Here is a 13,806-nt window from a genome sequence, read left to right on the forward strand (position 1 = left end):
AAATAGCTAAGCCGTTTTTACAACTACGACTTAGCTATTTTTCACCATAAATATTTATTCGATGTGGTAACAGCAATTGCGCCACTAGCAATTACTTGATCCACTTGCTGTGTTGTTTCGATTAATCCTCCCGCAATCACTGGAATGTGAAGCTTTTGAGTCATCTTTTGTACTTGTTCTGGAATGATGCCGGGCAAAAGTTCAATGCAATCAGGCTGGACCTTCTGGATTAAAGCCACTCCTTTGTTATAAGCGCTAGAATCTATCATAAATAAACGCTGAATGGCAAGCATTTTATGTTGTTTTGCTTTCAAAATCGCATTTCCTCTTGTAGAAATAATGCCATCTGGGCGAATTTCTTTACATAAGAAGTCAATTGCATAGTCATCATTTTTTAAACCATTGACTAAATCAGCGTGTAGCAAAACTTTTTTCCCGCCAGCTTGTGCGTATTTTACTAAAGCTTTAAGCTGAGCAACATGAGTCTCGAGCATCACCATATAGGTCAAATCAAGCTCTAATATCTTTTCCATGTCTTTTTGATTATGTGCAGCTGGGATGATTGATTGACCAGAAAATGGTAACTCCAATTGTATTCCTCCTCTTCTACATGACACGTTTAAACATTTTTTCGAGTTCGTAAGTTGAATATTGAATAATAACTGGGCGGCCATGAGGACAAGTGAATGGATCGCTTGCTTCTCTAAGTGTGTCAAGAAGTGCTTCCATATCTTGCATAGTTAAATAGTGATTTGCTTTAATTGATTTTTTACAACTCATCATAATCGCAGTATCTTCTCTTAATTTATGAATACTTATACTTGGTGCTGACAAGGCTTCATCGATAATTTCGCGTAGCATTTCCTCTTCTTGGTCTTTTGGGAACCAGGTTGGATGTGCGCGAATAATAAAGCTATTTTGTCCGAAGTTTTCAAGAAAAACACCAACTTCTTCTAGTTTCGCTTTTTGTTCTTCTAGTCGGACATATTCATCTGATGGGAATTCTAACACGATAGGCACGAGTAATTCTTGCAATTCTCGACTTACTTCTCCAATTTTTTCACGATAAAATTCATATTTAATTCGTTCTTGCGCGGCATGCTGATCAATAATATATAGACCATTTTCATTTTGAGCGAAAATATAAGTCGCATGCATTTGTCCGATTGGATACATTTTCGGAATACGTTCTTTTTGCTCTTCTACTTGTTCAGGCTGCGTTTCCGGATTATAAGTAGGCATTGTTTCTAAAATAAAGTCGTCTTCTTTTGGTACTATTTCATCAGATGGTACGTATTCAGGAATATTTGGTTTTGAGAAAAGCGTCGGCGGTTCTTTTGGCTGTCTGTTTTCTTCAAATGACATCTGAATTTGTTCGGATTTTTGTTGTTCTTTTTGTTTTTTTGAAACTTCTCCATCTGGAATTAATTGCAACTGATGAAATGCGTCTTTAATCATCTGACTAATGAGCTGGCCAAGTTCTTTTTCTTTACTTAAACGTACTTCAAGTTTTGCTGGATGAACGTTGACATCTACAATAATTGGGTCCATTTCGATTTGTAGCACGATTATTGGAAAACGACCAATTGGTAAAAGTGTATGGTACCCTTCTTGTATCGCTTTTACTAGTGCGAAGTTTTTGATAAAACGGCCATTAATAATCGTTGAAATGTAATTACGGTTGGAACGGTTCACTTCTGGCAATACGGCATAACCTGAAATTTTAAAATCAAGCGACTCTGCCTTGACTGGAATCGATTTTCTAGCGATAGACACGCCATAAATAGCTGCGATCACTTGACGTAAATCGCCATTTCCATTTGTTTGAAGCAAAGGTTTCCCATTGTGCGAAAACCGGAAACTAATATCTGGATGAGCTAAAGCAAGACGATTTAAAATATCGGTAATATTTCCAAGTTCAGTTGGTAAGCTTTTTAAATATTTTAATCTTGCTGGAGTATTAAAGAACAATTGCGATACTTCGATTTGCGTTCCTTTTCGGGCGTGACCACTTTTTTGTTCAATGATTTTCCCGCCTTCAAGGGAGATAGTAGTTCCTTTTGTTTCACCTGTAGAAGTTTCTAAAGTTAAATGAGATACAGACGCAATACTAGGAAGTGCTTCTCCGCGGAACCCTAAAGTATGAACACGAAATAGATCAGCTTCGTTTTTAATTTTACTCGTAGCATGGCGCAAAAAGGCTGTTGCAACGTCTTCTTCCTCAATACCACTACCGTTATCAATAATTGTAATCTTATTTAATCCCGCTTCTTCCACCAAAATATCAATTACTGTGCTCCCTGCATCAATCGCATTTTCGACTAATTCTTTAACGACAGAAGCAGGTCGTTCTACTACTTCTCCGGCAGCTATTTTATTGGATAAAGCATCGGTTAATTCCACTATATGTTTAGCCATTTAAAACCCGCCTTTCTGTTTAATGAATTTTACTTTGGAGTTCGTATAATTTGTTCATCGCATCCATTGGCGTCATCTGCATAATATTCATGGCGGCAATTTCTTTTAATAGTTTTGTTTCTTTAGAAGATGCTTTTTTCTCTGGTTCTACCGGGAACATTGATAGTTGTACTTCTTCGTGAATTTCTTCTGGTTGTTTATCTTGCGTAATAATTATTTTTTTATCATTACTTTCTAACTGCTCTAAAATGCGGCTTGCTCGTTCAATCAAGGATTTTGGTAGTTCTGCTAATTCAGCAACATGAATACCATAACTTTTATCTGCTGGTCCTTCTTTAATTTTATGAAGAAATACCACTTTTCCATTCTCTTCAACAGCGCTCACATGGATGTTTTGCAGTCCACGTAATTCTTTCTCAAGATCTGTTAATTCATGGTAATGAGTGGAGAATAGTGTTTTAGCATGAACGTTTTCGTGAATATACTCGATAATTGCCTGAGCAAGCGCCATCCCATCATAAGTAGCAGTTCCACGACCGATTTCATCAAATAAAATCAAACTATCTTTTGTAGCATGGACAATAGCGTTTCTAGCTTCTAGCATTTCTACCATAAAGGTACTTTGGCCAGCTATTAAATCGTCTGCTGCCCCAATTCTAGTGAAAATTTGGTCAAAAATTGGTAGGGTTGCTTCCTCGGCGGGAACAAAACATCCTACTTGAGCACATATCGCTGTTAGAGCAACTTGACGCATATACGTACTTTTACCCGACATATTGGGGCCCGTTATAAGCAAAATTTCTCTATTTTGATCTAAATCGCAATCATTAGCGACATAACTTTGCGCACCCATTACTTTTTCTACGACAGGATGGCGACCTTGTTTAACGTGCAGTGAGCCGTCTTCACTTAAGGTAGGGCGAATGAAATGGTTTTTCTCACTAATATCTGCAAAACTTTGTAAACAATCGATTTCACTTACAGACTTCGCTAATTTTTGGAGGCGTTCTATGTAGTCTTTTACCATTTCGCGTACTTCTGTAAATAGTTGATATTCTAATTCCATACTTTTTTCTTCTGCATCTAAAATGAGTTTTTCTTTTTCTTTTAGTTCTGGAGTAATATAACGTTCTGCATTGGCTAGTGTTTGCTTGCGTTCATAGCGGCCTTCTGGGAGCAGATGCGTGTTCGCCCGGGTAACTTCAATATAGTAGCCAAATACGCGGTTAAAGCCTACCTTCATCGTTTTAATTCCAGTTAGTTCGCGCTCTTTTCGCTCTAATTCCGCAATCCATGTTTTTCCGTTCCGACTTGCATCACGATACGTATCAAGTTGACTATTATAACCATCTTTAATTATTCCGCCTTCGCGAATGGAAATCGGTGCTGAGTCAACAATTGCTTCTTCTAGTTTTTCCGTTAGTTCTTCACATGGATTTAATTGATTAGCAAGTGCTGTTAGACTCTTACTATTCATTGATAATAACGTCGCTCGGATACGAGGTATTTGGTATAACGAATTGCGCAGTTGAATTAAATCACGCGCATTTACATTTCCATAAGCAACTCGACCAGCAAGACGTTCTAAGTCGTAAACGTTTTTTAGGTTTTCTACTAATTCTAGGCGCTCAAAAAAGTGAGCCATTAGTTCACTGACATCATCTTGACGTTCAATAATTTGCTTACGGTCAATTAACGGGCGATCAATCCATTGTTTTAGCATTCTTCCGCCCATAGCTGTTTGTGTATTATCTAAAAGCCACAGTAGCGTTCCTTGGCGTCCTTTACCACGAATGGATTCTGCTAATTCTAAATTACGTTTCGAATAGTAATCCATTTTCATGTAGTTACTAGTTTCATAGTGTATCGCTTGTTGCAGGTGACCTAAGTCCCGCTTTTGGGTTTCTTTTAAATAGTGGAGTAATTTACCTATAGCTCGTTTTTCTGAGAGCGACATATGGCGCGTAACTAATTTTTCGTTTTCCGCTGGGATAGTATCTTCTTCATGAACCGAAAAAGTTAAACCAAGTTGTTCTTTCATCACGTCAGAAAGAACTTCTTTTTCTGATTCGGAAACGATTAATTCTCTAGTTGAAAGGGTTGTTAACTCATTAATTAAGCGGTCTTCGCTAGCTTCAATAACCGTTGATTTTAATTCACCAGTAGATAAATCAGAGTAAGCAAAACCGTATTCCTTTCCTTCGTAACAGTAAAGTGAGGCAATATAGTTATTTTCTTTCGCCTTTAATCCTCGTTCATCCATGACGGTTCCAGGTGAAATTAACTGCACTACTTCTCGTTTTACCATGCCTTTCGTTGTTTTAGGATCTTCTACTTGCTCACAAATAGCTACTTTATATCCCTTTTCAATTAACGTATCAATGTAACCGCTCGCTGAATGATAAGGAACTCCGCACATAGGGATTTTCTCCTTTGTTCCACCTTCGCGACCAGTCAATGTAATTTCTAAAATTTGAGAAGCATTGAGTGCATCCTCAAAAAACATTTCATAAAAATCTCCTAAACGGAAAAATAAGAAAGCATCTTGATATTTGTCTTTGATTTCTAAGTATTGCTTAATCATTGGTGTATATTCTGTCATTATCTCATCATCCCTTACTTCATTTTCATCCTTTCATTATAGCATAAAGTTACATTTTCCCGCGACCTCAAAAGAAAAAAACTGCCAGTAGTTTGGCAGTTTTAAATGGTTAATTTTCTTTTTCAAGCTCTGTTGTTACTTTTGTAGTAATCTCCGTTGTAATGGATTGTAAAAGATCGTTAGCGTCTTCTTGAGCGCGTCTGAATTCTGTCACAATTGGGAGCGAATCAATATCCGCACGCACATTATCAATTTGACTTTCGGTTTGTTTCATTGCTTCTAATTTTTGATAATGTTCTAAGTTCACTGCTTCTTTTTGCAGTAACTTTATTTTAGAAACTTTCGCGGCTACTTTTGAATTAGCGTTTATTCTCTCCTCAGCTAAGCGGTAGAATGATACTTCTTCTGTTTGTTGTAAAGCATCCCGAAGTTCCGTTGCTTTTTTCATGATTTCTTCTTTTGAAACTGTCACAATTACATCTCCATTCTTAATCAAAGGAAAATGGGTGGTCTTCATTGATGAGAATTCGGTCAATTTTTTGAGCTTTTCCGGTTGTTTCGTCTAAAGTGATTAAACAGCCAGATAAGACTGCTCGGCCCGTTTTAGGGACTTCAAATCTTGTTGGCAAGGCTGTTTTAAAACGACGAATAACAGCTTCTTTTTCCATTCCAAGGATAGCGTCATATGGCCCTGTCATACCTGTATCGGTCAAATACGCAGTACCTTCTGGAAGAATGCGGTTATCAGAAGTTTGTACATGTGTGTGAGTACCAACTACCGCAGTAACTCGCCCATCTAAATACCAACCCATTGCTTCTTTTTCGCTAGTAGTTTCAGCATGAAAATCGACAAAAATTATATTTGTTCGTTTCTTTGCTTCTTCTATTAATGCGTCCATTTTGCGGAATGGATCGTCTAAATCTGCTAAGAAAGTTCGGCCTTGCATGTTGATAACGGCAATTTCATGTTGATTACTTTTTACAAAAACCATGCCTGTTCCGGGTGTTGTATCATCTGGGAAGTTTGCTGGGCGAACGAGATATTTAGCGTCATCAATAAATTCAAAAATATCGCGATTATCCCATGTGTGATTACCTAAAGTTACGGCATTTGCACCAAGCTCCAGAAAATCCTTATAAATCTTCTCTGTGATTCCTCTGCCACTTGCAGCATTTTCTCCATTTATAATTGTGACAGTAGGTTTATATTTTTTCTTTAATTGTGGTAAATATTCTGTAATAGCGTCGCGACCGATTGAGCCAACAACGTCACCAATAAATAATAATTTCATTTCGTTATTCTCCGTTTCTATTACTTCTACGTTCTAATAATGCGACATCTCGAAAAACGCCATTCATTTCACCGAGTTTTTCGTGGATGCATAAAGTTTGGAAGCCGTATGTATGATGAAGTATAATACTCGCTTCATTTTCCGGAAAAATTAAAGATTGCAAAGTCCAGAAGCCGTTTTGCTCACTTGTTTGAATAATTGCTTGCATAAGAGCTTTTCCGATGCCTTTTCCTCGAGCGCTTTTTGCTATATAAATGCTTAATTCAGCTACTCCGCGATAAGCATGCATACTTGAAAATGGCAACAGTGCCGCCCAACCAATCACTTGACCCTCCGTTAAAACCACTAAGCGGCAAGTTTTTAAGTACTTCTCATCCCAAGCTTCAAAAGATAGCGTCTTTTCTTGAAAAGTAGCGTTTCCGGTATCTATACCTTCTTGATGCACTCTAGCTACACCAGAATAATGTTCTTTTAGCATCGGCAAAATTTTCCACTCACCCAAAAACTCCGCCTCCCTTTTTTCATCTATCCTTTGATTATACCGTTCTTAATCAAGCTAGGCAACCGATTAAAAAAAGATACATCACAAAATAAATTTGCGATGTATCTTTTAAATATTATTTAGCGTATTCAACTGCTCTTGTTTCACGAATTACAGTCACTTTGATATGACCAGGATAATCTAATTCCTCTTCAATTCGTTTTCTTATGTCACGAGCAAGTCGGTAGGAAGATAGATCATCAATTGTATCTGGTTCAACGATGATACGTACTTCACGTCCCGCTTGGATAGCATAAGATTTTTCTACACCATCGTAAGACTCAGAAATTTCTTCTAATTTTTCTAAACGACGAATGTAATTTTCAAGCGTTTCACTACGAGCTCCTGGTCTTGCAGCTGAAAGTGCATCCGCTGCTGCAACCAATACTGCGATAACAGAAGTAGCTTCTGTATCACCATGATGGGAAGCAATACTATTGATTACCACATCATTTTCTTTGTATTTAGTAGCAAGTTCTACGCCGATTTCAACGTGACTTCCTTCAATTTCATGGTCAATTGCTTTCCCAATATCATGAAGTAGTCCGGCCCGTTTAGCAAGCGTAACGTCTTCGCCAAGCTCTCCTGCTAGAATTCCAGCAAGTTTCGAAACTTCGAGTGAGTGGTTAAGAACGTTTTGTCCATAACTAGTACGGTAACGCAAGCGGCCAAGAATTTTTATCAAATCAGGATGGATGGAATGAATTCCAACTTCAAATGTAGCTTGTTCCCCGACTTCACGAATGTGTTCGTCCACCTCTTTACGGGCTTTGTCCACCATTTCTTCAATTCGAGCTGGATGGATTCTTCCATCTTGAACAAGTTTTTCTAAGGCGATTCTAGCGATTTCACGTCGAATTGGATCAAATCCGGAAAGTATAACTGCTTCCGGGGTATCATCAATTATCAAATCAATCCCTGTTAGCGTTTCTAGCGTACGGATATTACGTCCTTCACGGCCGATAATCCGTCCTTTCATCTCATCATTTGGTAAGGTAACAACAGATACCGTTGTTTCTGCCACATGATCAGCTGCACAACGCTGGATAGCTAGTGAGAGAATATTCTTTGCTTTTTTATCCGACTCTTCCTTGGCCCGGTTTTCTGATTCTTTGACCATGATTGCTGTATCATGTGTTAATTCCTCTTCTACCTGGTTAAGGATGATAGATTTCGCTTCCTCTTTGCTGAGCGCAGAAATTCTTTCGAGTTCTGTCTGCTCCGCTTGAATCATCTCAGCTAGTTTGCTTTCTTTCTCTTCAATTTGTTGTTGACGTTTACTGATACTCTCCTCTTTTCTTTCAAGTGTAGCTTCTCGTTTACTTAAAGAAGTATCTTTACGGTCGAGGTTTTCCTCCCTTTGCAATAAGCGATTTTCTGCTTTCTGTGTCTCTGTTCTTCGCCCACGAAGTTCATTTTCGATTTCAGTACGTAACCTATGATTCTCTTCCTTCGCTTCAAGCAATGCTTCTTTTTTTGTAGTTTCTGCTTCTTTCTTTGCATCTTCTACAATTAATTCAGCAGTCCCCCTTGCAGCAGCCAGTTTTTTCTCTGTACTAGATTTAAAAATTAGAGAACCAACAACTAGACCGACGATTAAGAAAAGCAAACTGGAGATGATCGTGATTGCGATTGTCATCCTTACACCTCCTTTGCTATTCAATTTTCGTTATTGTTATGTCGGTGACCAGAATTCTGGCACATGCGTATTTTTCATCAACAACCGAGTGCTAATCTCCCCATTCAGTTGAAGCCGATTTTCAAAGGAAAAACTTCCCCCTTGTCTCCCAGCAATATAAAATATACAACTTAATTTTATAGGTCAAAGCATACAATGTCAAGAAAAGGAATGAAATGACGGCTTATTTTCCTGAGATTTTTTTAAATAGCAAAAAATACGTGATAGGAAGTAATTTCCCTATCACGTATTTACTAGTAATTATTCATCATCAAGCAAACTTAATGTTTCTTCATTTTCGTCTAAAGGTTCTTTGTTAGTGCCATCAATTTCGTATTCTTCGCGAACGCGTTTAGAGATTTCGTCTCGAATGTCTGTGTGTTCTTTTAGATATTGTTTTGCATTTTCACGACCTTGTCCGATACGTTCTTCTTTATAAGAATACCAAGAACCACTCTTGTTAATTACATCAACTTCAGCAGCCATATCAACAAGTTCACCTTCACGTGAAATACCTTCTCCGTACATAATATCCACTTCAGCGATACGGAATGGTGGTGCTACTTTATTTTTTACAACTTTTATTTTTGTTTTGTTACCCATTACATCAGTACCTTGCTTCAACTGCTCAGCACGTCTTACTTCTAAACGGACAGTAGAATAGAATTTAAGCGCACGGCCACCAGGAGTGATTTCAGGATTCCCGAACATAACACCAACTTTTTCACGAATTTGGTTGATGAAGATAGCAATCGTTTTCGATTTATTAATAACACCTGAAAGTTTTCTTAAAGCTTGGGACATTAAACGTGCTTGCAAACCAACGTGGGCATCTCCCATCTCGCCTTCAATTTCAGCGCGTGGTACAAGAGCTGCAACAGAGTCAATAACTAACATATCAACAGCGCCACTTCTAACTAGTGCTTCAGCGATTTCTAAAGCTTGTTCCCCTGTATCCGGTTGCGATAGTAATAGCTCATCAATGTTTACACCTAGATTTTTTGCATAAGCTGGATCTAGAGCATGTTCGGCGTCGATAAATGCTGCTGTTCCACCTTGTGCTTGGACTTCTGCAATCGCATGTAGTGCAACAGTTGTTTTACCAGAACTCTCAGGTCCGTATACTTCAATAATACGTCCCCGCGGATATCCGCCAACTCCTAAAGCAATATCTAATGCTAATGAGCCACTAGAAATAGTAGATATATTTTGGTCTGAATGTTCCCCTAATTTCATAATGGAACCTTTACCGAATTGTTTTTCAATTTGTTTTAATGCTTGGTCTAATGCCGCTTGACGATCATTCACGTTGTTGCCTCCTTCATAATATTCTAATAGCTGTTTTTTTGCTTCTTCTCTCTAAAAAAACAGTCAGAATGTTTTTCCTAGAATTACTATAACGCATTTCAAAGCGAGAAGCAAGCAAAAAGCGAACATTTATTCGTATTTTTTATTTTGTGTAAGCACCGGCTGCTTTCTTCCCCATTATAACGGGATTCCAAGCGTTCGTCTAATACTTTTTTATCGCTTATTTGTATATTATAAAGCTGTTTTTATTCTTTTCTATAAAGGAAAATTACTTATTTGTATCTAAAAATTGCTTAATTAACTGAAAGCCTTGTTTTACAGCACGACGGCGATTGTGATTTCGATCTCTACCATAAACGAACTGATAAGCTTCTGTTTCAAAACCAGCTACATGCAAGCCTATCCAAATAGTACCTGCCGGATGTCCTTCTAGACTGTCTGGTCCTGCAACGCCGGTAAAACTAATACCTATATCAGTGTTACAAAGTCTGCTGACATTCTTCGCCATTTCTTTCGCGCATTCTGAACTTACGACGCCATTTTCTTTTATTGTTTGAGGTGAGACTTCAAGAATAGATTGTTTTGTCTCTTCGCTGTATGTGACCATACCACCTTTAAAAATTTTAGAAATACCAGGAAAACGGGCAATTTCTGCTTGGAATAATCCAGCGGTAAAACTTTCAGCAGCGGAAATAGTGATATTTTTTTCAAGCAGCATGGCTGTTACTAATTCTGGTAAAGAAACTTCGCCATAACCGTATAAAAAAGTTCCATCTCTGTGTAAAATTTCTTGTTCCGTTTCGTTCACAAGGGCACTTGCTTCCTCTTTAGTCTTTGCAGTAGCAGTAATCCGCACAACTACTTCATTATCACCTGCATATGTAGCAATAGTAGGATTTACTTGCGCTAAAATCATATCATTTAAATCTGCTGCTAATTGCGATTCTCCAATACCGAAAAAGCGCATTATTTTAGACTCTAACACATTTTTCTCAGCACTTTCACTTACGAGTAAAGGTTCAGCATAACTCGAAAACATCGGTTTCATTTCTGAAGGTGGGCCTGGAAGTAAGATGTACGTATGATTATTTTCTTTTAAGAACATTCCTGCAGCAAAGCCATAATCATTATTTAATACAGTAGATCCTTCAATAATTACAGCTTGCAATTTGTTATTTTCCGTCATTGTTCTATTTCTTGAAGCAAAATACTCCGTGATTTTGTTCATATGAAACGCATCTTCTACTAAGTTTTTCTGTAGGTGTTCTGCTAAAATTTGTTTCGTAATATCATCTTCTGTAGGACCTAATCCACCCGTAAAAATGAGAATATCACTACGTTTTTCAGCAATGTCTATCACATCTTTTAAACGTTTAGAGTTGTCACCAACGACAGTGTGATGGTAGACATAAATCCCGTTAGCTGCTAATTCTTCTGAAATAAAAGCAGCATTAGAGTTCACGATTTGTCCTAGTAAAAGTTCTGTTCCAACTGCAATAATTTCTGCGCTTGCCATTTGAATCCATCTCCATTCATTTTTTTGTATAGAAAAAAAGCACACAATGGTATGCTTTTTTATTTATTACATAGAACCTTTAAATACTCCGCGATTTTTGTAGAAATAGTCTATTCCAGACCATACTGCAAAGAATGCACATACATATAAGAAAATTAAGTCAACACGGATACCTGTCCAAGCAAATGGGAAATTGTTTAATAACATAAGTGGAATTGCAATCATTTGTGTGAATGTTTTAATTTTTCCAAGTTGGCCAGCTGCTAAAACTTCGCCGCCTTCTACAAGAAGTAAACGTAGACCTGTTACAGCGAGTTCGCGACTGATGATTAAAATAACTACCCAAGAAGGAGCAATATGCATTTCAACTAGAATGATAAATGCTGCAGCTACAAGTAATTTATCTGCCATTGGATCCGCAAATTTACCGAAGTTTGTAATTAAATTATATTTACGTGCAAGATGCCCATCAAACCAGTCTGTAAGGGCAGCTACGATGAAAATAATAGTTGCTACTAAACTTGTAACTGGAATGGTCGAATCAAGCCAAGAGACACTTCCCCAGTCAAATGGTACAACACATAGAACGACAAAAATTGGTATCATAAAAATACGGATAACCGTTAATTTATTTGGTAAATTCATCTTTTTCTCCCCTTTTTTACATTTAAACAGTATGTAATGATAAAAATGTTGGCGAAACCTAATGAGTAGATTTCGCCATATAAAACAAATTATTCTGCATCTGAGTTACTAGTAGTATCACTTGCTTCTAAATTAATAGTTAACACTTGTTTAACAAGCGTTGGAGCAAGTTCTAACTCTTTACCATTGACTTTAACAGTTGTAACAGGCGAGTTTCCAATAACGATAGAAACTGTTTTGTTATCTCCTAAATCAATTTCGGTAGAAGGGTTGGATGTGGATAACGTCACGTTTTTAATGGTGCTTCCGTTTGCATCCGACACGCCAATCCAAGAGTCACCAGTCGCGCTAAGAGAAAGTGTCATTTTATCAGTGTTTTTTACTGTATAACTAGTTTCGTTACCAGATGTTTCACCTTTAGTTACTTCAACTTCTTTAGCTGTGTCTTCTGGTTTTTCAGTTGTATCTGTTGCTTTTTTTTCATCAGATGTTGTGTCTTTTTTCTCTGTATCTTTGTTTGTGTCTTTATTTTTAGTAGAATCTTCTACTTTTACAGTCGGATTGCTTGTATCAGTTTTAACTTTTTCAGAGGTATTATCTTGTTTATTAAGCAAGAAAAACCAAACAATGAAAAGAATAAAAACAATAAATAAAGCAATAAGAATTTTTGGTAAAATATCAAAGAAACGATTACGAGAGTTAGCTTGATTGCCGACCGATTGAGCGGGCATAGGATTTCTTTTACTTTGTACACGAGTTGGCTCATTATTTACTACTTCTTGTTGCGGTGTTTCAGGAACCTCGCTTTCAAACTCATCAAAAAGTGTCGCACTATCTAGTCCAACTGCTTCTGCATATTGTTTAATAAATGCCCTTGCATAAAATTTTCCAGGCATTACAGCATAGTTTCCTTCTTCAATCGCTATTAAATAACGTTTTTGAATTTTCGTTATTTGTTGCAAGTCGTCTAAACTGAGTCCTTTTTCACGTCTAGCTTGTTTCAGTTTATCACCGAGTTCTGTCAAAATTAAACACCTACCATTACTATTTCAATTTTCCACTTTTTACTAAAATTACATAAGCCAACCGCCATTTAGGCGCAAAACTTCTCCAGTGATATAGCTTGCTTTTTTGCTTATTAAAAATTCTACAGTTTCTGCAATTTCTTCAGGTTTTGCAAAGCGTTTCAAGGGAATTTCCTCACGAAGTTCTTCTTTTTCATTCGCTGAAAATTGATCCATCATTTTCGTTTCTACCGCTCCTGGTGTCACTGCATTAACAGTTATTCCAGAAGGCCCTAATTCTTGACTTAGTGCTCGGCAAAAGGCGATTTGAGCCCCTTTTACAGTGGAATAAACTACTTCCATTGATGCTCCGACTTCTCCCCATATAGAACTGATGAAAACAATCCTTCCTTGATTGCTTTTCATTAGCTTTGGTATGAAAGTGCGGATTAAACGCATTGGCATAAACATGTGCACATTCCATAATTTTGTAGTCTCTATATCTGTTGTATCCTGGAATAAAGCATAGTGAGAATGCCCTGCTGCATGGATAAATGCATCTACTTGAAAAACTTGCTTTTCCATTTCTGCTAAACTTGCAACATCATCGAAATCAGCTTGAATAAGAAATACATCTATTTTTTCAGCTTGTAGTAGTGGTAATAAATTCTCCACAGCTTGTTTATTTTGATGATAATGAAGATACAAGTTCCAGCCAGCTTTCGCAAGTGATATACAAATCGCTTGACCTATTTCTCCGCTAGCTCCAGTTACAAAAGCATATTTTATATCTTTATCCAAA

General features: G+C 37.3%; 12 protein-coding genes. All 12 read right to left on the reverse strand.

Annotated elements, in window-relative coordinates:
• Nucleotides 1-41: 41 nt before the first annotated feature.
• Entirely contained in the window at nucleotides 42-590 is a 549-nt protein-coding gene (locus AC4PG0_RS01525; protein WP_203574082.1) for a glycerol-3-phosphate responsive antiterminator, read from the reverse strand.
• A gap of 16 nt (nucleotides 591-606) precedes the next feature.
• Nucleotides 607-2,418, reverse strand: coding sequence for a DNA mismatch repair endonuclease MutL (gene mutL / locus AC4PG0_RS01530; protein ID WP_160463857.1), 1,812 nt, complete (start codon nucleotides 2,416-2,418; stop codon nucleotides 607-609).
• Nucleotides 2,419-2,437: 19 nt separating this feature from the next.
• Nucleotides 2,438-5,020: a DNA mismatch repair protein MutS gene (gene mutS, locus AC4PG0_RS01535; RefSeq protein WP_492167697.1), complete on the reverse strand. Its 2,583-nt coding sequence runs from the start codon at nucleotides 5,018-5,020 to the stop codon at nucleotides 2,438-2,440.
• 109 nt (nucleotides 5,021-5,129) lie between these two features.
• The gene (locus AC4PG0_RS01540) at nucleotides 5,130-5,492 is read right to left on the reverse strand and encodes a YlbF/YmcA family competence regulator (protein WP_003762190.1); all 363 of its coding nucleotides are present in this window, start codon (nucleotides 5,490-5,492) and stop codon (nucleotides 5,130-5,132) included.
• 16 nt (nucleotides 5,493-5,508) lie between these two features.
• On the reverse strand, nucleotides 5,509-6,312 hold the full coding sequence (locus AC4PG0_RS01545) for a TIGR00282 family metallophosphoesterase (RefSeq protein ID WP_003762187.1): 804 nt from the start codon (nucleotides 6,310-6,312) through the stop codon (nucleotides 5,509-5,511).
• A gap of 4 nt (nucleotides 6,313-6,316) precedes the next feature.
• Entirely contained in the window at nucleotides 6,317-6,814 is a 498-nt protein-coding gene (locus tag AC4PG0_RS01550) for a GNAT family N-acetyltransferase (RefSeq protein ID WP_010991532.1), read from the reverse strand.
• Nucleotides 6,815-6,929: 115 nt separating this feature from the next.
• Nucleotides 6,930-8,492 (reverse strand): ribonuclease Y, encoded by a 1,563-nt coding sequence (gene rny / locus AC4PG0_RS01555; protein ID WP_003721904.1) that lies wholly within the window; start codon nucleotides 8,490-8,492, stop codon nucleotides 6,930-6,932.
• A 300-nt stretch (nucleotides 8,493-8,792) separates the two neighbouring features.
• Entirely contained in the window at nucleotides 8,793-9,839 is a 1,047-nt protein-coding gene (gene recA / locus AC4PG0_RS01560) for a recombinase RecA (RefSeq protein WP_003766841.1), read from the reverse strand.
• 268 nt (nucleotides 9,840-10,107) lie between these two features.
• On the reverse strand, nucleotides 10,108-11,355 hold the full coding sequence (locus AC4PG0_RS01565) for a competence/damage-inducible protein A (RefSeq protein ID WP_492167698.1): 1,248 nt from the start codon (nucleotides 11,353-11,355) through the stop codon (nucleotides 10,108-10,110).
• A 66-nt stretch (nucleotides 11,356-11,421) separates the two neighbouring features.
• Nucleotides 11,422-12,000: a CDP-diacylglycerol--glycerol-3-phosphate 3-phosphatidyltransferase gene (pgsA, locus tag AC4PG0_RS01570; protein WP_003762173.1), complete on the reverse strand. Its 579-nt coding sequence runs from the start codon at nucleotides 11,998-12,000 to the stop codon at nucleotides 11,422-11,424.
• A gap of 89 nt (nucleotides 12,001-12,089) precedes the next feature.
• Nucleotides 12,090-13,025: a helix-turn-helix domain-containing protein gene (locus AC4PG0_RS01575; protein WP_003762172.1), complete on the reverse strand. Its 936-nt coding sequence runs from the start codon at nucleotides 13,023-13,025 to the stop codon at nucleotides 12,090-12,092.
• A gap of 48 nt (nucleotides 13,026-13,073) precedes the next feature.
• A complete protein-coding gene (gene ymfI, locus AC4PG0_RS01580) occupies nucleotides 13,074-13,805 on the reverse strand; it encodes an elongation factor P 5-aminopentanone reductase (protein WP_003771775.1) in 732 nt (243 codons plus the stop codon).
• Between the last annotated feature and the right edge of the window lies 1 nt (nucleotide 13,806).

This window comes from Listeria sp. MAN/IMW/UF464, assembly GCF_058683955.1.